17 protein-coding genes are annotated in these 19,896 nt (G+C 74.3%); 15 read left to right on the top strand and 2 right to left on the bottom strand.

Annotated elements, in window-relative coordinates:
- Positions 1-107 precede the first annotated feature (107 nt).
- Complete coding sequence (locus IE118_RS24630) at positions 108-2,255, top strand: primosomal protein N' (protein WP_189560219.1); 2,148 nt, start codon at positions 108-110, stop codon at positions 2,253-2,255.
- An 88-nt stretch (positions 2,256-2,343) separates the two neighbouring features.
- Here the strand turns inward: IE118_RS24630 and IE118_RS24625 are convergent, their stop codons facing one another.
- Positions 2,344-2,898, bottom strand: a complete 555-nt coding sequence (locus IE118_RS24625; protein WP_189560218.1) for a hypothetical protein — start codon at positions 2,896-2,898, stop codon at positions 2,344-2,346.
- A 269-nt stretch (positions 2,899-3,167) separates the two neighbouring features.
- Here IE118_RS24625 and fmt point away from each other — a divergent pair, with 269 nt between their 5' ends.
- The 14 genes from fmt to IE118_RS24555 all read left to right on the top strand — a co-directional run bounded on the left by fmt (position 3,168) and on the right by IE118_RS24555 (position 19,153).
- Entirely contained in the window at positions 3,168-4,100 is a 933-nt protein-coding gene (gene fmt, locus IE118_RS24620; RefSeq protein ID WP_189560217.1) for a methionyl-tRNA formyltransferase, read from the top strand.
- A 67-nt stretch (positions 4,101-4,167) separates the two neighbouring features.
- Complete coding sequence (locus IE118_RS24615; protein WP_189560216.1) at positions 4,168-5,586, top strand: RsmB/NOP family class I SAM-dependent RNA methyltransferase; 1,419 nt, start codon at positions 4,168-4,170, stop codon at positions 5,584-5,586.
- 219 nt (positions 5,587-5,805) lie between these two features.
- Complete coding sequence (gene rpe / locus IE118_RS24610; protein WP_189560215.1) at positions 5,806-6,492, top strand: ribulose-phosphate 3-epimerase; 687 nt, start codon at positions 5,806-5,808, stop codon at positions 6,490-6,492.
- Between the two features lie 78 nt (positions 6,493-6,570).
- Complete coding sequence (locus tag IE118_RS24605) at positions 6,571-7,614, top strand: sugar-binding transcriptional regulator (RefSeq protein WP_189560214.1); 1,044 nt, start codon at positions 6,571-6,573, stop codon at positions 7,612-7,614.
- A gap of 40 nt (positions 7,615-7,654) precedes the next feature.
- Positions 7,655-8,041 carry a guanyl-specific ribonuclease gene (locus tag IE118_RS24600; RefSeq protein WP_189560213.1) on the top strand — a complete coding sequence of 129 codons (387 nt, stop codon included), beginning with the start codon at positions 7,655-7,657 and terminating at the stop codon, positions 8,039-8,041.
- On the top strand, positions 8,038-8,391 hold the full coding sequence (locus tag IE118_RS24595) for a barstar family protein (protein WP_189560212.1): 354 nt from the start codon (positions 8,038-8,040) through the stop codon (positions 8,389-8,391). Before IE118_RS24600 ends, IE118_RS24595 begins: the two co-directional genes overlap by 4 nt.
- A 107-nt stretch (positions 8,392-8,498) precedes the next feature.
- Positions 8,499-9,941 carry a GuaB1 family IMP dehydrogenase-related protein gene (locus IE118_RS24590; RefSeq protein ID WP_189560371.1) on the top strand — a complete coding sequence of 481 codons (1,443 nt, stop codon included), beginning with the start codon at positions 8,499-8,501 and terminating at the stop codon, positions 9,939-9,941.
- 252 nt (positions 9,942-10,193) lie between these two features.
- Positions 10,194-11,675 carry an amino acid permease gene (locus tag IE118_RS24585; RefSeq protein WP_189560211.1) on the top strand — a complete coding sequence of 494 codons (1,482 nt, stop codon included), beginning with the start codon at positions 10,194-10,196 and terminating at the stop codon, positions 11,673-11,675.
- A gap of 10 nt (positions 11,676-11,685) precedes the next feature.
- Positions 11,686-12,138: an Lrp/AsnC family transcriptional regulator gene (locus IE118_RS24580; RefSeq protein ID WP_189560210.1), complete on the top strand. Its 453-nt coding sequence runs from the start codon at positions 11,686-11,688 to the stop codon at positions 12,136-12,138.
- 29 nt (positions 12,139-12,167) lie between these two features.
- Positions 12,168-12,878 (top strand): hypothetical protein, encoded by a 711-nt coding sequence (locus IE118_RS34500; protein ID WP_268248969.1) that lies wholly within the window; start codon positions 12,168-12,170, stop codon positions 12,876-12,878.
- The gene (locus IE118_RS24570) at positions 12,878-15,058 is read left to right on the top strand and encodes a bifunctional polysaccharide deacetylase/glycosyltransferase family 2 protein (protein WP_189560209.1); all 2,181 of its coding nucleotides are present in this window, start codon (positions 12,878-12,880) and stop codon (positions 15,056-15,058) included. Before IE118_RS34500 ends, IE118_RS24570 begins: the two co-directional genes overlap by 1 nt.
- A 163-nt stretch (positions 15,059-15,221) precedes the next feature.
- Positions 15,222-16,421 (top strand): MFS transporter, encoded by a 1,200-nt coding sequence (locus tag IE118_RS24565; RefSeq protein ID WP_189560208.1) that lies wholly within the window; start codon positions 15,222-15,224, stop codon positions 16,419-16,421.
- A gap of 181 nt (positions 16,422-16,602) precedes the next feature.
- Entirely contained in the window at positions 16,603-17,391 is a 789-nt protein-coding gene (locus IE118_RS24560) for a carbon-nitrogen hydrolase family protein (RefSeq protein WP_189560207.1), read from the top strand.
- A gap of 49 nt (positions 17,392-17,440) precedes the next feature.
- Complete coding sequence (locus IE118_RS24555; RefSeq protein ID WP_189560206.1) at positions 17,441-19,153, top strand: flavin monoamine oxidase family protein; 1,713 nt, start codon at positions 17,441-17,443, stop codon at positions 19,151-19,153.
- On the opposite strand, the gene IE118_RS24550 is transcribed toward IE118_RS24555, so the two are convergent.
- Positions 19,114-19,863 (bottom strand): DUF5995 family protein, encoded by a 750-nt coding sequence (locus IE118_RS24550; RefSeq protein ID WP_229846928.1) that lies wholly within the window; start codon positions 19,861-19,863, stop codon positions 19,114-19,116. The genes IE118_RS24555 and IE118_RS24550 overlap by 40 nt on opposite strands.
- Positions 19,864-19,896 lie beyond the last annotated feature (33 nt).

Genomic DNA, 19,896 nt, shown 5'->3' with positions numbered 1-19,896 from the left:
GGCCCGGTGCCCCGTCCCGTGGGGGCGCCGGGCCTTCGGGCTTCCCGCGCACGGGGCCGGTTCCGGGCGGTGCGCCGCTGTCAGTCGTGTTTGGTAAGAATGCAGGCGTGAGCAGCGAGGACGGACGGCAGGACGGCGGTGCGGAGGGCGCGCCGCCCGAGCAGCTCGCGCTCATCCGGGAGAGCGTGCGCCAGGCCAAGGCCCCCCGGGCCAAACCGCGCACCTGGCGCGGCGCCGCACTGGCGAAGGAGCTGCCCGTCGCCCGTGTCCTCGTCGACAAGGGCGTGCTCCACCTCGACCGCTACTTCGACTACGCCGTTCCCGAGGAACTGGACGCCGACGCCCAGCCGGGCGTGCGGGTGCGGGTGCGCTTCGGCGCCGGGCGGCACCGGGTGCGCGAGGGACGGCGCGAGGGCGGCGGACTGATCGACGGCTTCCTCGTCGAGCGGCTCGCCGAATCCGATTATCCGGGGCCGCTGGCGGCGCTGGCCCAGGTCGTCTCGCCCGAGCGGGTGCTCGACCAGGAGCTGCTGGGCCTCGCCCGCGCCGTCGCCGACCGGTACGCGGGCAGCCTCGCCGACGTCCTCCAGCTCGCCGTGCCGCCGCGCAACGCCCGCGCGGAGCGGCGGCCCTCGCCCGCCCCGCTGCCCCCGCCCCCGGCGCCCGCACCCGGCTCCTGGGAACGCTACGAGCAGGGGCCGGCCTTCCTGGAGGCACTGGCCTCCGGCAGCGCCCCGCGCGCCGTGTGGAACGCGCTGCCCGGCCCCCGGTGGAGCGAGGAGCTGGCCCGGGCCGTCGCGGCGACCCTGGCCTCCGGGCGGGGCGCACTGGCCGTCCTCCCCGACGGGCGGGCCGTGGCCCGCGTCGACGCCGCGCTCACCGCGCTGCTGGGCGAGGGACGGCACGCGGTCCTCACCGCCGACGCGGGCCCGGAGAAGCGCTACGCGCAGTGGCTCGCGGTGCGGCGGGGCTCCGTACGGGCCGTCATCGGTACGCGGGCCGCGATGTTCGCGCCGGTGCGGGACCTCGGACTGGTCGCGGTCTGGGACGACGGCGACGACAGCCACAGCGAGCAGCACGCCCCGCAGCCGCACGCCCGCGAGGTGCTGCTGCTGAGGGCCGCGCAGGACAGGTGCGGCTTCCTGCTGGGCGGCTGGAGCTGCACCGTGGAGGCCGCCCAGCTGGTGGACACCGGCTGGGCGCGCCCGCTGGTCGCCACGAGGGAGCGGGTGCGGGCCGCCGCGCCCCTGGTGCGGACCGTGGGCGACCAGGACCTGGCGCGGGACGAGGCCGCGCGCGCGGCGCGGCTGCCGACGCTCGCCTGGCAGGCCGTCAGGGAGGGACTGCGGCACGGCCCGGTGCTGGTCCAGGTCCCGCGGCGGGGGTACGTGCCGCGGATGGCGTGCGCGACCTGCCGGGCCCCGGCGCGCTGCCGGCACTGCTCCGGGCCGCTGGAGGCCCAGGGGTCCGGCGATCTGCGGTGCGGCTGGTGCGGCCGCGAGGAGGGCGGCTGGCACTGCCCGGAGTGCGGTGGCTTCCGGCTGCGGGCGCAGGTGGTGGGGGCGCGGCGGACCGCGGAGGAGCTGGGCCGGGCGTTCCCCGCGGTGCCGGTACGGACCTCGGGACGTGAGCACGTCCTGGACACGGTGCCGGGCGCGCCCGCGCTGGTGGTGAGCACGCCCGGTGCCGAACCGGTGGCCGAGGGGGGGTACGCGGCGGCGCTGCTGCTGGACGGGTGGGCGATGCTGGGCCGGCCCGACCTGCGCTCCGACGAGGACGCGTTGCGCCGCTGGATCGGCGCGGCGGCCCTGGTGCGCCCGCAGCCGGCCGGCGGCACGGTGGTGGTGGTCGCGGAGCCGACGCTGCGGCCGGTGCAGGCGCTGGTGCGGTGGGATCCGGTCGGGCACGCGGTGCGGGAGCTGGCCGAGCGCGGCGAACTGGGCTTCCCGCCGGTGTCGCGGATGGCGGCGGTGTCGGGGCCGGGCGAGGCGGTGGCGGCGTTCCTCGGCGCGGTGGACCTGCCGGCGCCGGCGGAGATCCTCGGCCCGGTGCCGCTGCCGGTCACCCCGGCCGGCCGTCCGCGGCGGCCGGGCGCGCCGCCGCCGGGGGAGCAGTGGGACCGGGCACTGGTCCGGGTGCCGCCCGGACACGGCGCCGAACTGGCGGCGGCGCTGAAGGCCGCCCAGGCGGCGCGCACGGCCCGCGGGGGCAACGACCCGGTGTGGGTGCGCGTCGACCCGCTCGACATCGGCTGAGCGGCCCGGGCCGGCCTCACCCGTCGCGCACGTGCCGCGCCCTCCCGGAGGTGGTGCGTCCGGGAGGGCGGGGGAGGAGGGGGCGGGTTCAGCCGTTGCGCGGGGCGGGGAAGACGGTGGGCCGGGGCTCCTCGCGCAGGGCGGGGCTGCCGGCGGTGGGCTGGGTCGGCATGGTGCGGGCGGCGGGCACCGTCGGGACGGGGGAGACGCCGGCGCCGACGTTCACCGTACGGGTGCCCGGCGACTCCGGCGTGCGCTCGGTCTCGGCCGCGGTGGCGGCCGGGGTCCGGTCGGCGGCCCGGCGGGCGCCGTAGCGGCGGTGCACCGCCTGCTTCGTGACGCCGAGGGCGGAGCCCACCGCGTCCCACGAGAAACCGAGTGAGCGGTCGAACTCCACGGCCGCCGTGACCAGGGTCTCGACACTGTCCCGCAGCTCCTGGGCGAGACGGACCGTCGGTGCGGGAGCCCGTCCGTAGACGACGAAGCCCGTGGAGGGACCGGAGCGGCGCGGGCGGTAGACGTTGCCCAGCTGGGCGGTGAGCGTGCGCAGCGCGTCCACCTGCCGCCGGACCCGCTCGATGTCCCGCACCAGCAGGTGCAGGCTGGCCCGAGCCTGGGCGTCGTGGGTTGCGTGGTCGGCCATGAACAAGCCTCTCGAACCGGCGTTGAAAGGAATGAGCCCGCAGTGGGGCCCGTGGTCAACTCTTTCTTGACCAACGCGTGGGCGCTCCGCTGGTCACGGGCTGGGGCGCGGCGGCATATGCGTACGCCCCCGCCGGGGAGTGGTCCGGCCTGCCGCACCGGACGCTCCCCTCCGCGGCCGGCGGCCGTCCCTGGACGGGGTTCCCGGTGCCGGGTCATAGACTGGTGCGCCGCCCCAGCCGCCCCCGCCCGAGAGGCTCCCAGCACCTTATGAAGCTCGTCTTCGCCGGTACCCCCGAGGTCGCCGTTCCCGCACTGGACGCTCTTCTCGCCTCCGGGCGGCACGAGGTGGCCGCCGTCGTCACGCGGCCCGACGCGCCCGCCGGACGCGGACGCCGGCTGGTCGCCTCGCCGGTCGCCGACCGTGCCGAGGAGGCCGGGATCGAGGTGCTGAAGCCGGCCAGGCCCCGGGACCCCGACTTCCTGGAGCGGCTGAAGGAGATCGCCCCGGACTGCTGCCCCGTCGTCGCCTACGGCGCCCTGCTGCCCAGGGCCGCCCTCGACATCCCCGCCCGGGGCTGGGTCAACCTGCACTTCTCGCTGCTCCCTGCCTGGCGCGGCGCCGCACCCGTGCAGCACGCCATCATGGCCGGCGACGAGATCACCGGCGCCGCGACCTTCCAGATCGAGGAGGGCCTCGACTCCGGTCCCGTCTACGGCACCGTCACCGAGGTGATCCGCCCCACCGACACCAGCGGCGACCTGCTCACCCGGCTCGCCTTCGCCGGCGCGGGCCTGCTCGCCGCGACCATGGACGGCATCGAGGACGGCGCCCTCCAGGCCGTGCCGCAGCCCGCCGAGGGCGTCAGTCTCGCCCCCAAGGTCACCGTCGAGGACGCCCGCGTCGACTGGAACACCCCGGCGCTGCGCGTCGACCGCGTGGTGCGCGGCTGCACCCCCGCACCCGGCGCCTGGACCACCTTCCGGGGCGAACGCCTCAAGATCGTCCAGGCGGCCCCCGTGCCGGACACGACCGGGCTCGCGCCCGGGCAGCTGTCCGCCGGCAAGAACAACGTGTACGTGGGCACCGCCTCGTACGCCGTGGAGCTGCTGTGGGTGCAGGCCCAGGGCAAGAAGCCGATGCGGGCGGCGGACTGGGCGCGCGGGGTGCGGATCGCGGCCGGGGAGAGCGTCGGCGGCTGACGCCCCGGGGAGCGCCAGGACGTAGGCTGGAGCGCGCACTTCACCCCACATCCGGAGCACCTTTTTCGTGAGCGACCAGCCCCGTCGGCCCCGCAAGCCCGCCAAGCCCTACCGCCGGCCCAAGAAGGACCCCGTCCGCGTCCTCGCCTTCGAGGCCCTGCGGGCCGTGGACGAGCGGGACGCGTACGCCAACCTCGTCCTGCCCCCGCTGCTGCGCAAGGCGCGCGAGGAGGGCGACTTCGACACGAGGGACGCGGCCCTCGCCACCGAGCTGGTGTACGGCACCCTGCGCCGGCAGGGCACCTACGACGCGGTCGTCGCGGCCTGCGTCGACCGGCCGCTGCGCGAGGTGGACCCGCCGGTGCTGGACGTGCTGAGTCTCGGCGCGCACCAGCTGCTCGGGACGCGGATCCCCACGCACGCCGCCGTGTCCGCCTCCGTCGAACTGGCCCGCGTGGTGCTCGGCGACGGGCGGGCCAAGTTCGTCAACGCGGTGCTGCGCAAGATCGCCCAGCACGACCTCGAGGGCTGGCTGGAGCGGGTCGCCCCGCCCTACGACGAGGACCCGGAGGACCACCTCGCCGTCGTGCACTCCCACCCCCGCTGGGTCGTCTCCGCGCTGTGGGACTCCCTCGGCGGCGGGCGGGAGGGCATCGAGGACCTGCTGCGCGCCGACAACGAGCGGCCGGAGGTCACCCTGGTGGCCCGTCCCGGCCGGGCGACCACCGCCGAACTGCTCGACGAGGAGGCCGCCGTCCCCGGCCGCTGGTCGCCCCACGCGGTGCGGCTGGCCGAGGGCGGGGAGCCGGGCGCCATCGCGGCGGTCGCCGAGGGCCGGGCAGGCGTGCAGGACGAGGGCAGCCAGCTGGTGGCGCTCGCGCTGGCGAACGCCCCCGTCGAGGGCCGAGACCGGATGTGGCTCGACGGATGCGCCGGCCCGGGCGGCAAGGCCGCGCTGCTCGGGGCGCTCGCCGCCGAGCGCGGCGCCGTCCTGCTCGCCTCCGAGAAGCAGCCGCACCGGGCCGGGCTGGTGGCCAGGGCCCTCGCCGGGAACCCCGGCCCCTACCAGGTCGTCGCCGCCGACGGCACGCGGCCCCCGTGGCGGCCGGGCAGCTTCGACCGGGTGCTGGTCGACGTGCCGTGCACCGGGCTGGGCGCCCTGCGCCGCCGCCCCGAGGCGCGCTGGCGGCGCCGTCCGGAGGACCTGGACGGCTTCGCTCCGCTCCAGCGCGGGCTGCTGCGCACCGCCCTGGAGTCCGTGCGCGTCGGCGGCGTCGTCGGCTACGCCACCTGCTCGCCCCACCTCGCCGAGACCCGGGCGGTGGTCGCCGACCTCCTCAAGCAGTTCCCGGACGCCGACCTGATCGACGCCCGTCCGCTGCTGCCCGGCGTCCCGGACCTCGGCGAGGGCCCCGACGTCCAGCTGTGGCCCCACGTCCACGGCACCGACGCGATGTACCTGGCCCTGATCCGCCGCACCGGCTGACCACGGCCCGGGCTCCGGGGCGCCCCCGGAGCGCGGGCAGGTCCGGTCTCCGCTCGGTGCGGGCGGGCCGGCGGGCGGGTGCCGTGGTGCCCGCGCGGGGCACGGGGACGGGCCGGGCGGGGTCCGCGGGCCCGCCCGGGCAGGAGGGCCGGCCCCCTGCCCGTGCGGGCCGTGGCACCGCTGCACGCAAGCCCCGTGCGGCATGGCAGTCTTGGGGGCATGGCCCCGCAGATCAACCCCAGCATCCTGTCCGCCGACTTCGCCCGCCTCGCGGACGAGGCGAAGGCGGTCGAGGGAGCCGACTGGCTCCACGTCGACGTGATGGACAACCATTTCGTCCCCAACCTCACGCTCGGCGTGCCGGTCGTGGAGTCGCTGGCCCGGGCGACGGACACGCCGCTGGACTGCCACCTGATGATCGAGGCCCCCGACCGCTGGGCCCCGCAGTACGTGGAGGCCGGAGCGGGGTCGGTCACCTTCCACGTCGAGGCCGCCGCCGCGCCCGTGAGGCTCGCGCGCGAGATCCGGGCCAAGGGCGCCCGCGCCTCCATGGCGCTCAAGCCCGCCACCCCCGTCGAGCCCTACGAGGACCTGCTCCCCGAGCTCGACATGCTGCTGATCATGACGGTTGAACCAGGCTTCGGCGGGCAGGCGTTCCTCGACATCATGCTGCCGAAGATCCGCCGCACCCGTGAGCTGATCAGCAGGCACGGCCTGGAGCTCTGGCTCCAGGTCGACGGCGGAGTCTCGGCCTCCACCATCGAGCGGTGTGCCGACGCCGGCGCCGACGTCTTCGTGGCGGGATCCGCCGTGTACGGGGCGTCGGACCCGGCCGAGGCGGTACGTGCACTGCGCAACCAGGCGGAGGCCGCGACGGCCAAGGCGGCGTGGGCATGCGACCACTGAGCGTCAGGAACGTGAACGGCGCCCGGCAGGGCTGATCGACCGCGCCGGATCTGCAAGGATGAACGGCGAATCCAGAGTGTGAACAGCAGTGAGGAGATCGCCGTGTCGGGTATGTCGGCGGGCCGGTCAGCCATGCGGATGGGACCCGCTGAGCTGGTGCAGGCGGCGGCCATGGCCCGCCGCTTCTACCTCGAGGGGAAATCCAAGATCCAGATCGCCGAGGAGTTCGGCGTCAGCCGCTTCAAGGTGGCCCGGGTCCTGGAGACCGCCCTCGAACGGGATCTCGTACGGATCGAGATCCGTGTGCCGGCCGAGCTGGACGCCGAGCGCTCCGACGCGCTCCGCGCCCGCTACGGCCTCAGGCACGCCGTCGTGGTCGAGTCGCCGGCCGAGGCCGCGGAGACACCCGACCCCGAGAACCTGGGAGAGGTGGCCGCCGACCTGCTCGGCGAGCTGGTCAACGAAGGGGATGTGCTGGGGCTGGCCTGGGGCCGGTCCACCATCCACATGGCGGCGGCCCTGGACCGGCTGCCGCCCTGCACGGTCGTGCAGCTCACGGGCGTCTACGACGCCGGGACCGCGGAGCGCGGCTCGGTGGAGGCCGTACGACGCGCCGCGCAGGTGTCGGGCGGCGACGCCCACCCCATCTACGCGCCGATGCTGCTGCCCGACGCGGCCACCGCGCAGGCGCTGCGCCACCAGACGGGCATCGCGCGGGCCTTCGAGTACTTCGACAAGGTCACCGTCGCCTGCGTCTCCATCGGTTCCTGGGAGCCGGGCATCTCCACGGTGCACGACATGCTCAGCGACGAGGAGCGGGCCCACTACGCCTCCCTCGGGGTCGCCGCCGAGATGTCCGCGCACCTCTTCGACGCCGAGGGCCGCCGCGTCGGCCGGGACCTCGGGGAGCGCTGCATCACGGTCAAGACGGACCAGTTGCGCCGCGTCCCGGAGGTCGTCGCCATCGCGGGCGGGCAGCGCAAGGGCCCCGCGATCGACGCCGTACTGCGCTCCGGACTGGTCACCAGCCTGGTGACGGACACGTCGGCCGCGGACTACCTGATGACGGCCGGGCCGGCCCCGCGGTCGGCCCTCAACCGCGCGGACCCGGATGGCCCCTGACGGCGGGTGACGCGGAAGCGGGCCTGGCAGCATCGACCGCATGGTGCTGAGACGGGCCCTGCTCCCGCGTCTCCTGGCCTGCCTGCTCGTCCTGCTGGCCGGCTGCTCGTCCGCCGGTGACGACGGCGGGGTGCCGGCGTGGGCCGACGGCATGGCCACCGTTCAGGAGGCCGATCTGCCCGCCGAGGCGCAGCGCACCGTGGACCTCGTCGACGAGGGCGGGCCCTTCCCGTACGCGCAGGACGGCGCCGTCTTCGGCAACTTCGAGGGGCTGCTGCCCCAGCAGAAGCGCGGCTACTACCGCGAGTACACCGTGCGGACCCCCGGGTCGGACGACCGCGGGGCCCGGCGCATCGTCACCGGCCGGGACGGCGAGACGTTCTACACCGACGACCACTACGCATCGTTCACGGCGGTCCTGAGATGACCCACGAACTCGGCGGCCGGTTCGTGGTCGCACTCGGCCTCGACGGCGTCACCGACAAGGCGGGCCTGATGGACCGCTGCGCCCGCGCCCTGGACCTGCCCGACTGGTTCGGCCGCAACTGGGACGCCCTGGTGGACTGCCTCGCCGACCACACCGTGTGGCCCGAGGGCGCGGTGGAGCGGGGGCTGCTGATCGTGGTGCACGGCTGGCGGCCGTACGCCGAGGCGCGCCCCGAGGAGTGGGCGACCGCGCGGGAGGTGTTCGCCGAGGCGGCGGACCGCACCCCGTCCCTCACCGTGGCACTCGCCCTTGGAGGTTCCTCCGAGCACCGCTCTGACCAGCATGGATGATCCGACCGGGGGGGACGCCCGGCTCGGCATGGGACAATGAAGTACGTGCTCTTCCCCCTGGCTGACCTGTCCGGGGGCCACCTCTGATCGACTGGGATGTGCAGCACGTGCGTTTCCTCAACGACATCCAGCCCGCGTACGACCTGACGTACGACGACGTCTTCATGGTGCCGAGCCGCTCCGCGGTCGGCTCGCGGCAGGGCGTGGACCTCAGCTCCCCGGACGGCACGGGCACCACGATCCCGCTCGTCGTCGCCAACATGACCGCCATCGCCGGACGCCGCATGGCCGAGACCGTGGCCCGGCGCGGCGGGCTCGTGGTCATACCGCAGGACATCCCGATCGAGGTCGTCGCCGAGGTCGTCTCCTGGGTGAAGGGCCGCCACCTGGTCCTCGACACCCCCATCGTGCTGGCCCCGCACCAGACCGTCGCGGACGCGCTCGCCCTGCTGCCCAAGCGCGCGCACAACGCGGGCGTCGTCGTCGACGACGGACACCGGCCGGTCGGCGTGGTCACCGACACCGACCTGTCCGGCGTGGACCGCTTCACCCAGCTCGAAGAGGTCATGTCGAAGGACCTCATCCTCATCGACGCGGACATGGACCCGGGCGAGGCCTTCCACACCCTCGACGCCGCCAACCGCCGCTACGCGCCCGCCGTGGACAAGGACGGCCGCCTCGCCGGCATCCTCACCCGCAAGGGCGCCCTGCGCGCCACCCTCTACACCCCGGCCACCGACGCGCAGGGCCGGCTCCGCATCGCCGCCGCCGTCGGCATCAACGGCGACGTGGCGGGCAAGGCCGAGCAACTGCTGCGGGCCGGCGTGGACACGCTCGTCATCGACACCGCGCACGGCCACCAGGAGTCGATGATCAGTGCCGTCAAGCTGGTGCGCGACCTCGACCCGCGGGTGCCGGTCGTCGCGGGCAACATCGTCTCCGCCGAGGGCGTCCGCGACCTGATCGAGGCGGGCGCCGACATCGTCAAGGTCGGCGTGGGACCCGGCGCCATGTGCACCACCCGCATGATGACCGGCGTCGGCCGGCCCCAGTTCTCCGCCGTCCTGGAGTGCGCCGCCGAGGCGCGGAAGTACGGCAAGCACGTGTGGGCCGACGGCGGTGTCCGCCACCCGCGCGACGTGGCTATGGCGCTCGCGGCCGGCGCGTCCAACGTCATGATCGGCTCCTGGTTCGCCGGGACCTACGAGTCCCCCGGCGACCTCCAGCACGACGCCGACGGCCGCCCCTACAAGGAGTCCTACGGCATGGCCTCCGCGCGTGCGGTGCGCAACCGCACCTCCGAGGAGTCCGCCTACGACCGGGCCCGCAAGGCGCTGTTCGAAGAGGGCATCTCCACCTCCCGCATGTTCCTCGACCCGGTCTCCCCCGGAGTGGAGGACCTGATCGACTCGATCATCGCGGGCGTCCGCTCCTCCTGCACCTACGCGGGCGCCGCCTCGCTGGAGGAGTTCGCGGAGAAGGCCGTCGTCGGTGTCCAGAGCGCCGCCGGCTACGCCGAGGGCAAGCCCCTGCACGCCAGCTGGAACTGACGGGTCCGCCTCGCGACGGGGCGGGTGTGCGGCGGCCCACAGGGTCCGCGCAACGAACACCCGCCTCGCCCCGGGGAACGCAATGATCATGCGGTGGTGCGCAAGGTTGCTGCATTTCAGGAGCAACGAAGAACCTCGTAGGGTTACGCGCTGTACGTGGTGCGGCGTGGACCCCGCTCGACGGGTCCCGGCTGTCGCGGGACGCCGTCGGTCCCTGCCGCGGAAGAACGGCAGCGACGAAGGAGTCAGCGCGTGCTCGACCAAGGCGCACCCCCGCACAACGGCGGCCCCGCCGCCTCTCAGTCCCCGGGGACCGGCGCGCGCCTCATGCGCCGCAAGCCCGTGGAACACCTGGTCGCCGAGGGTGGCCAGGGCGAGGGAGGCTCGCTGCGCCGCTCCCTCGGGCTGTGGCAGCTGACCATGATCAGCATCGGTGCCACCCTCGGCACCGGCATCTTCGTCGTCCTCGGCGAGGCCGTCCCCAAGGCGGGTCCCGCCGTCACGCTGTCCTTCGTCATAGCCGGCCTGACGGCCCTCTTCTCGGCCCTCTCCTACGCCGAGCTGGCCGGCACCATCCCCGTCTCCGGCTCCTCCTACTCGTATGCGTACGCAACGATGGGTGAACTGATCGCCTGGGTCTGCGGCTGGTGCCTGATGCTGGAGTACGGCGTCTCGGTCGCCGCCGTCGCCGTCGGCTGGGGCGAGTACCTCAACGAACTCCTCGACGGCACCATCGGCGTCACGATCCCGGCCGCGCTGTCCGCCCCGCCGGGCGACGGCGGCATCTTCAACCTGCCCGCGCTGATCGTCGTCCTGCTCGCCATGGCCTTCCTGATGGGCGGCGCCCGCGAGTCCGCCCGCGCCAACACCGTCATGGTGATCGTGAAGATCGGCGCCCTGGTGCTGTTCTGCGCCATCGGCGTCCAGGGCTTCCGCTCCGGCAACTACGAGAACTTCATGCCGCTCGGCATGGCCGGTGTCAGCGCCGCCGGGGCGACGCTGTTCTTCTCGTACATCGGCTTCGACGCCGCCTCCACCGCCGGTGAGGAGGCCAGGAACGCCCAGCGCGACCTGCCCCGCGCGATCCTGCTGTCCCTCGCCATCATCACCGCCCTGTACGTCCTGGTCGCCGCCGTCGCCGTGGGTGCCAAGCCCTGGCAGCAGTTCACCGACTCCGAGGCGTCCCTCGCCCAGATCATGAGCGACGTCACCGGCCAGACCTTCTGGGGCACCCTGCTGGCGTTCTGCGCCGTCATCGCCATCGCCAGCGTCGTCCTGACCGTGCTCTACGGCCAGACCCGCATCCTGTTCGCCATGTCCCGGGACGGGCTGGTGCCCAAGGTGTTCGGCAGGGTCAGCCCGAAGACCGGCACGCCCCGCACCAACACCCTGATCGTCTCCCTCTTCTGCGGCGTGCTGGCCGCCGCGATCCCGCTCGGCCAGCTCGCCGACGCCACCAGCATCGGCACCCTGTTCGCCTTCGCGCTGGTCAACGTGGCCGTCGTGGTCCTGCGCCGGAGCCGCCCCGAGATGCCGCGCACCTTCCGGGTGCCGCTGTCGCCGGTGCTGCCCGCCGTCGGCTTCGCGTTCTGCCTGTGGATGATGGGCAGCCTGTCCACCGTCACCTGGGTGGTCTTCGGTGTCTGGATGGCCGCCGGGCTCGTGTTCTACTTCCTGTACGGCTACCGCCGCTCCCGGCTCGCGGCCGCACCGGCCCCCTCAGAAGCGAAGTGAACCACCCGCAGTGCTGAACGATCTCGACGAACGCATCGTGCACGCCCTCGCCGAGGACGCCCGCCGCTCCTACGCGGACATCGGCCAGATGATCGGCCTCTCCGCGCCCGCCGTGAAGCGCCGGGTGGACCGGCTGCGCGCCACCGGGGCCATCACCGGGTTCACCGTACGGGTGGACCCCGCCGCCCTCGGCTGGGAGACGGAGGGGTTCGTCGAGATCTACTGCCGCAGCAACACCTCCCCGGAGACCATCCAGCGGGGCCTGGAGCGCTACCAGGAGGTCGTGGCCGCCTCCACCGTCACCGGCGACGCCGACGCGGTCGCCCAGGTCTTCGCCTCCGACATGCGCCACTTCGAGAGGGTCCTGGAGCGCATCGCGGGGGAGCCGTTCGTCGAGCGGACGAAGTCCGTGCTGGTGCTGTCCCCGCTGCTGCGGCGCTTCTCGTCGGGATCGCCCGCGTAGGCCGCCCCGTCCGGGCGTACGCTGGCCTCATGCGGAGTCAGGACGATTCCGGACAGACGGGGATCGGCTCGCCCGCTGATCCGAGCCTCCCCGTGTTCGTCGACTCCACCGGCAGGCGCGCGCGGGTGCTCCGGCGGGCCGGATACGGCGTGGCCGGGACGGCGGCCGCGTACCTGGCGGTGCTGGGGCTGAGCCTCCTGGGGGCGACGCCCTTCGCGCCGGACGCCCTGCTCCCGCCCCTGCCCGGCGAGTCCACGGCGCCGACCGCACCGGAGCGACAGGGCCGGGACGACGGTCCCCGGCCGCCCAGCGGTGTGCTCGACCCGGAGCGGGGCGGAGTCGGCGACGCCGGCACGGCGGTCGGCCCGGGCTCCCTGCTCGTGCCCCTCACCGCCCCCGGCGGCCCGCAGCTCGCCCCCGTCACGCCACCCGTCCCCGGCGACCCGGTGCCGGCCGAACCGGAGCCGCCCGCGGACCCGCAGACGCCGCAGGAACCCGACGCGCCCGCACCGGACGAGCCCTCCGCCCCCGCCCCCGACGACCCGTCCGCACCGGGAACCGACCCCGTGCCGCCGCCCCCGGACGACCCGTCCGCCCCCGAACCCCCGCCGGGAACGCCCGAGCCCACCCCGCCCGCCGAGCCGCCGCAGACGCCGTCCGGCCCTCCGGAGGCCCCGGGCCCGCCGCCCGCCACGGGAGGCGCCCCCACCGGCGACACACCCGCGGCCGGGGCCTCCTGATGCGCCGCCGCCCCCACCGGCCGGTCCGCCCGCCGCCGGCACCCCCCGGTCCGCGGCCGGACCGCGCGTTCCGCCGGCGCCGGCACCGCTTCCGCATCGTCGTCCCGCTGGCCGTCCTGGCCTTCGTCCTCTCGGTACTGCTGGCCGAGGGGTACACGACCCGGACCTTCTCCGGCGACCAGGAAGGAGGCACCGGGCGGCCGGCCACCGGAGTGCCCCGCGAGGTCACCGGCGGCGGCCCGGTCGTCGACACCACCCGCGACGGCCTGAACACCTACCGGGCGCCCGACCGGACGGTGGTCCTCACCTTCGACGACGGCCCGGACCCCGAGTGGACGCCCCGCATCCGGGCCGTCCTCGACCGCCACGGCACGCCGGGCACCTTCTTCGTCACCGGTCAGCAGACCGTGCGCCACCCCGGCATCCTGCGCGACGTGATCCGCTCCGGACACGAGATCGGCGTGCACACCTTCTCCCACCCCGACCTCTCCCGCCGGTCCGCGAGCGACATCGACCGCGAGCTGGCGCTGACCCAGCTCGCCCTCGCCGGGGCCGCGGGTGTCAACAGCTCGCTCCTGCGGATGCCCTACTCCTCGACGCCCACCGCACTGGACCGGGCGGACTGGTCCGTCGCCCGGCGCCTGGGCGACAAGGGCTACGTCGTCGCCCTCATCGACCAGGACACCAGGGACTGGCAGCGTCCGGGCGCCCGCGCCATCGCCGACGCGGCGACACCGGCCGCGCCGGGCCGCGGAGCGGTCGTCCTCATGCACGACGCCGGAGGGGACCGGTCCCAGACGGTCGAGGCCCTCGACATCCTGATCCCCAGGCTCCAGGCCCAGGGCTACCGTTTCACCACCCTCGCCGACGTCCTCGGCACCGACAGCCTCACCAGCCCCGTCGGTACCGCCGAGCGCTGGCAGGGACGGGTGTTCGTGGCCGCCGTGACGGTGTCGGGGACGACGATGTCGGTCGTCGGCGTGCTGCTGCTGGTCGTCGGCTCCCTGGTCCTCGGCCGCTGCGCGCTGTTGCTGGTCCTCGCCCGGCGGCACGCCCACAGGCCCCCTCACCACCACCCCGGCCCGCCCGTCACCCGGCCCGTCAGCGTCGTCGTCCCCGCGCACAACGAGAGCCTGTGCATCGCCAAGACGCTCCGCTCGCTCGCCGCCGGCGACCACCCCGTCGAGATCGTCGTCGTGGACGACGGCTCCGACGACGGCACCGCCGACCTGGCGGAGTCACTCGGCCTCCCCGCGGTCACCGTCGTCCGGCAGCCGAACGGCGGCAAGGCCGCCGCCCTCAACACCGGCGTCCGGCGGGCCTCCCACGACCTCGTCGTCATGCTCGACGCCGACACGGTCTTCGCCCCCTCGACCGTCCGCCGCCTCGTCCAGCCGTTCGCCGACCCCGCCGTCGGCGCCACCGCGGGCAACGCCAAGGTGGGCAACCGCCGCGGGCTGCTGGGCCGTTGGCAGCACATCGAGTACGTGATGGGCTTCAACCTGGACCGCCGCATGTACGACCTGCTGCGCTGCATGCCGACCATCCCCGGCGCCGTCGGGGCCTTCCGCGTCACGGCCCTGCGGGACGCCGGAATGATGAGCGGCGACACCCTCGCCGAGGACACCGACGTCACCATGGCCCTGCACCGGTCCGGGTGGGAGATCCGCTACGTGGAGGACGCGCTCGCCTGGACCGAGGTGCCGGCCTCGCTCGGGCAGCTGTGGCGCCAGCGCTACCGCTGGAGCTACGGCACCATGCAGGCCGCGTGGAAGCACCGGCACGCGGCCGTCGAACGGGGCCACGCGGGACACTTCGGCCGTCTGGGACTGCCCCTGCTGGCCGTCTTCCAGATCCTCACCCCGCTCCTCGCCCCGCTGATCGACCTGCTGACCGTCTACGGCCTGGTCTTCGGCGACCCCCTGCTCACGGTGCTGGCGTGGACCGGCGTACTGGCCGTCCAGGCGGTCTGCGCGGCCTACGCCTTCCGCCTGGACGGCGAGAGCCTGCGGCCGCTGTGGGCGCTCCCGCTGCAACAGATCGTCTACCGCCAGCTCATGTACCTGGTGCTCGTACAGGCCTGCCTCACCGCCGTCAACGGGTACCGGCTGCCCTGGCAACGCCTCAGGCGCAGCGGCGACGTCGTGCTGCCGCCCCGGTTCCCCGCCCGCGAGCGGTGAGCGGCCGCAGCCGGGAAAAGCCGTGCGGCTCCCGTCACGTCCGCACTAGCATGGGCGTCATGACCTGGCGACATTGATCCACCAGCCGCGCCTCCCGAGGGCCGCCCCGGGCGCCGTACGTCCTCCACGTCCGGTGTCCGAACCGCCCTCACGGGAAGGCCTCATGACTCTCACGCCCACGCGTGCCCCCGACGTCCGCGTGCGACGGCTGACGACCACGCTGTACGGCTACGCGTTCCTCGACGAATTCATCCTGCTGTACCCGGTGTACGCGCTGCTGTTCAGCGACAGCGGCCTGTCCGTCTGGCAGATCTCCTCCCTGTTCGCCCTCTGGTCCGTCACCGCCGTGGTGCTGGAGGTCCCCTCCGGAGCCTGGGCGGACGCCGTCTCGCGCCGGCTGCTGCTGTGGCTCGGCCCGCTGCTGACCGCGGCAGGTTTCACCCTGTGGGTGCTGCTGCCGTCGTACGGCGCCTTCGCGGCCGGTTTCGTGCTGTGGGGCATCGGCGGCGCGCTCGGCTCGGGCGCGCTGGAGGCGCTCGTCCACGACGAGCTGGAGCGGCTCGACGCGGCGGACCGCTACGCCCGGACCATGGGCCGGGCCCGCGCGGCCGGACTGTGCGCCGTGATGGCGGCCATGGGACTCGCCGGTCCGGTGTTCACCTGGGGCGGCCACACCGCCGTCGGCGCCGCCAGTGTGCTGGTGTGCCTGCTCACCTCGGCCGTCGCCCTGCGCCTCCCCGAACACCACACCCCGGCCCCCGGGCACGGCTCGTGGACCGGGACGCTGCGCGCCGGTCTCGCCGAGGTGCGCGACGACCGCTCCGTGCGCGGCGCGCTCCTGCTGGTCCCGGCCGTGAGCGCCGTGTGGGGCGCGCTGGACGAGTACACGCCGCTCCTGGTGCGGGAGACCGGGGTCGCCGACGGCACGGTGCCCCCTCTGCTGCTGCTGATCTGGGCGGGCGCCACCGCCGGAAGCCTGCTGGCGGGGGAGGGCGAGCGGCTGGGGACACGGGGACTCGCCGCCCTGCTGGCCGGCGCCGCCGTCGCCCTGGCCGCCGGCGCGGTCCACGGCAGCCCGTGGGGGCTGACCCTCGTCGCCCTGGCCTTCGGCGGATTCCAGGCGGCGAACGTGCTGGCCGACGCCCGCCTCCAGCGGCGCATCAAGGCATCCGGCCGGGCCACCCTGACCTCGGTCGCGGGACTGGGCACGGAACTGCTGACGGTCGCGTCCTTCGCCGGCTACGCCCTGATCGCCTCCGGCCACGCCCACGGCACGGCCTTCGCGGTGTTCGCGCTGCCTTACCTGGCGACGGCGGCACTGCTGCTCACCAGGAGGAGAGCGGCGGCCGTGCCCCGGTCCTGACGCCTCCCGCCGGGCGCCCGGGCCCGCGGATCCGGCGGCGTGCAACGATTCGCCGCCGGGCCCGCTCCGGACGCAACGAATCGCTCGGCGGCGCGCAACGGCTCCTCCTTGTCCGGCCGAGCCGCCCGACCGTACCTTCTATCTGACCCCCTGAACCCCCGCGTCCCGGTGAGGAACACGCATGCGCACCGCCCTGCTCCAGAGCTCCGGCCGGCCCGGATCCGTCGCCGAGAACCTCAAGGTCCTCGACGAGGCCGCCGGCCGCGCCGCCGCCGCGGGCGCCGCGCTGCTCGTCACCTCGGAGCTGTTCCTGACGGGGTACGCGATCGGCGACGACATCGGCCGGCTCGCCGAGCCCGCGGACGGCGACGCGGCCGACGCGGTCGCGGACACCGCCGGCCGGCACGGCCTCGCCGTCGCCTACGGCTACCCCGAACGCGACGGCGACACCGTGTACAACTCGGTCCAGCTGATCGCCGCCGACGGCACCCGCCTCGCGAACTACCGCAAGACCCACCTCTTCGGCTGCTTCGAGCGGGACCACTTCACCCCCGCGGAACGGACCGTCGTCCAGGCCGAGCTGGGCGGCCTCACCGTCGGCCTGATGATCTGCTACGACGTCGAGTTCCCGGAGAACGTGCGCGCCCACGCGCTGGCCGGCACCGACCTCCTCCTGGTGCCCACCGCGCAGATGCACCCCTTCCAGTTCGTCGCCGAGTCCCTCGTACCGGTGCGGGCCTTCGAGAACCAGATGTACATCGCGTACGTCAACCGGGTCGGCCGGGAGGGCGACCTGGAGTTCGTGGGCCTGTCCACGCTCGCCGCCCCCGACGGAGTGGTCCGGGCCCGGGCCGGCCGCACCGAGGAACTCGTCCTCGGTGACGCCGACCCCGTCCTCCTCGCCGCGTCCCGCGAGAACAACCCCTACCTGCGGGACCGCCGCCCGGACCTCTACGGGTCCCTCGTCTGAACCGCCCCACGCCGCGCCCCCGTTCCACCCCGCAAGGAGTCCGTACCCCATGACGTCCACGGTGCCCAACGCCGTCGAGCACACCGACGAGCAGCAGCCGCCGATCACCATGTTCGGCCCGGACTTCCCCTACGCGTACGACGACTACCTCGCCCACCCGGCGGGACTCGGGCAGATACCGGCGACCGAGCACGGCACCGAGGTCGCGGTCATCGGCGGCGGCCTGTCCGGCATCGTTGCCGCCTACGAGCTGATGAAGATGGGCCTCAAGCCCGTCGTGTACGAGGCCGACCGGATCGGCGGACGGCTGCGCACCGTGGGCTTCGACGGCTGCGACCCCTCCCTGACCGCCGAGATGGGCGCGATGCGCTTCCCGCCGTCCTCCACGGCCCTCCAGCACTACATCGACCTGGTGGGACTGACGACCCGCCCCTTCCCCAACCCCCTCGCCGAGACGACGCCCTCCACCGTCGTCGACCTCAAGGGCGAGTCGCACTACGCCGAGACCCTCGACGACCTGCCCCAGGTCTACCGTGACGTCGCCGACGCCTGGGGCAGGTGCCTGGAGGAGGGCGCCGACTTCTCCGACATGAACCGCGCCCTGCGCGAGCGGGACGTCCCGCGCATCCGCGAGATCTGGGCCAGGCTCGTCGAGAAGCTCGACAACCAGACCTTCTACGGCTTCCTCTGCGACTCCGAGGCCTTCAGGTCCTTCCGGCACCGCGAGATCTTCGGCCAGGTCGGCTTCGGCACCGGCGGCTGGGACACCGACTTCCCCAACTCCATCCTGGAGATCCTCCGGGTCGTCTACACCGAGGCCGACGACCATCACCGCGGGATCGTCGGCGGCTCCCAGCAGCTGCCGCTGCGGATGTGGGAGCGGGAGCCGGAGAAGATCGTCCACTGGCCCTACGGCACCTCGCTGGCGTCCCTGCACGTGGACGGCGAGCCGCGACCGGCCGTGACCCGGCTCCACCGCACCGCCGGCAACCACATCACGGTGACGGACGCGAACGGCGACATCCGCACCTACCGGGCGGCGGTCTTCACCGCCCAGTCCTGGATGCTGCTCTCCAAGATCGCCTGCGACGACTCGCTGTTCCCGATCGACCACTGGACGGCGATCGAGCGCACCCACTACATGGAGAGCTCCAAGCTCTTCGTGCCCGTGGACCGGCCGTTCTGGCTGGACAAGGCCGTCGACGACCAGGGGAACCCGACCGGCCGGGACGTCATGTCGATGACGCTCACCGACCGCATGACCCGCGGCACCTACCTGCTCGACGACGGCCCGGACCGGCCCGCGGTCATCTGCCTGTCCTACACCTGGTGCGACGACAGCCTGAAGTGGCTGCCGCTGTCCGCGAACGAGCGGATGGAGGTCATGCTGAAGTCGCTCGGCGAGATCTACCCCAAGGTCGACATCAGGAAGCACATCATCGGCAACCCGGTGACCGTCTCGTGGGAGAACGAGCCCTACTTCATGGGCGCGTTCAAGGCCAACCTGCCCGGCCACTACCGCTATCAGCGGCGTCTGTTCACGCACTTCATGCAGGAGGAGCTGCCGGCCGACAAGCGGGGCATCTTCCTCGCCGGCGACGACATCTCCTGGACGGCCGGCTGGGCCGAGGGCGCCGTCCAGACCGCGCTGAACGCCGTCTGGGGCGTCATGCACCACTTCGGCGGCGAGACCGACCCCACCAACCCCGGCCCGGGCGACGTCTACGACGAGATCGCGCCCGTCGAACTCCCCGAGGACTGATCCCGTCCGGCCGCCGCCGGGACGCGGCCGGGCAACGGGGTGAGGAACAGGCGTCCGGCGCATCCCGCCGCCGTGTCCAGGCGCTCGGTGAGCTCCCCGGCGAGGTCCGGCAGCCGGCGCAGCTCCCACAGGGCGCGGGCCGCCGTCCAGGCGGCGTCCCGGGCGCGTTCCAGGCTCCACGCGCCCAGCAGGTGGGTCAGCGGATCGGTGATCCGCAGCAGCTCCGGGCCCGGTGTCAGCTCCTCGCGGACGCGGTCCTCCAGCGCGGTCAGGAGGTCGCCCACCGCGTCGAACTCGTCCTCCAGGTCGACGGGTTCGCAGGCGAGCGTACGGCAGGTGTCCACCACGGCCAGCGCGAGATCGTGACCGACGTGCGCGTTGAGGCCCGCGAGGGCGAACTGCAGCGGACGTACCCCCGGGTGGTGGCGGTGCGCCAGCAGCGGGCGCCAGCAGGCCGGTGGCCGCGACTCCCCGGCCGCCGCGTCGACCGCGGCCAGATAGCGCTCCGCGAGCCGCACGTCCAGCGCGGACGCGGCGCGTCCGTCCGGAACCGGACCGGCGCCGGTGCGCCGGCCCGGAGCCCCGGCCACGGCGAGGTAGACACGGTTGAAGACCGCCAGCCCGTCCCGCGCGTACAGGGCCGCGTCGAGGGCGCGCATGCGGGAGACGACCCGGTCCGCCGGGGTGAGGACTTGTTCGCATCGCGCCATGAGCGCAGAGTGGCACCTTTAGGGTGGTCCCAG

The organism is Streptomyces pilosus (genome assembly GCF_014649835.1).
In the GTDB taxonomy this organism is placed as follows: Bacteria; Actinomycetota; Actinomycetes; order Streptomycetales; family Streptomycetaceae; genus Streptomyces; species Streptomyces pilosus.
The sequence above is the reverse complement of the archived record's forward strand: the minus strand, read 5'-3'. Positions and strand labels throughout refer to the sequence as shown.

What these genes read in the sequence shown, in the direction of transcription:
- IE118_RS24600 (WP_189560213.1), top strand. Translation starts at nt 7,655, where the DNA reads ATGGTGCTGAGACGGGCCCTGCTCCCGCGTCTCCTGGCCTGCCTGCTC.
- IE118_RS24625 (WP_189560218.1), bottom strand. Translation starts at nt 2,898, where the DNA reads ATGGCCGACCACGCAACCCACGACGCCCAGGCTCGGGCCAGCCTGCAC.
- IE118_RS24570 (WP_189560209.1), top strand. Translation starts at nt 12,878, where the DNA reads ATGCGCCGCCGCCCCCACCGGCCGGTCCGCCCGCCGCCGGCACCCCCC.
- IE118_RS24555 (WP_189560206.1), top strand. Translation starts at nt 17,441, where the DNA reads ATGACGTCCACGGTGCCCAACGCCGTCGAGCACACCGACGAGCAGCAG.
- IE118_RS24560 (WP_189560207.1), top strand. Translation starts at nt 16,603, where the DNA reads ATGCGCACCGCCCTGCTCCAGAGCTCCGGCCGGCCCGGATCCGTCGCC.
- IE118_RS24595 (WP_189560212.1), top strand. Translation starts at nt 8,038, where the DNA reads ATGACCCACGAACTCGGCGGCCGGTTCGTGGTCGCACTCGGCCTCGAC.
- fmt (WP_189560217.1), top strand. Translation starts at nt 3,168, where the DNA reads ATGAAGCTCGTCTTCGCCGGTACCCCCGAGGTCGCCGTTCCCGCACTG.
- rpe (WP_189560215.1), top strand. Translation starts at nt 5,806, where the DNA reads ATGGCCCCGCAGATCAACCCCAGCATCCTGTCCGCCGACTTCGCCCGC.
- IE118_RS24565 (WP_189560208.1), top strand. Translation starts at nt 15,222, where the DNA reads ATGACTCTCACGCCCACGCGTGCCCCCGACGTCCGCGTGCGACGGCTG.
- IE118_RS24550 (WP_229846928.1), bottom strand. Translation starts at nt 19,863, where the DNA reads ATGGCGCGATGCGAACAAGTCCTCACCCCGGCGGACCGGGTCGTCTCC.
- IE118_RS34500 (WP_268248969.1), top strand. Translation starts at nt 12,168, where the DNA reads ATGCGGAGTCAGGACGATTCCGGACAGACGGGGATCGGCTCGCCCGCT.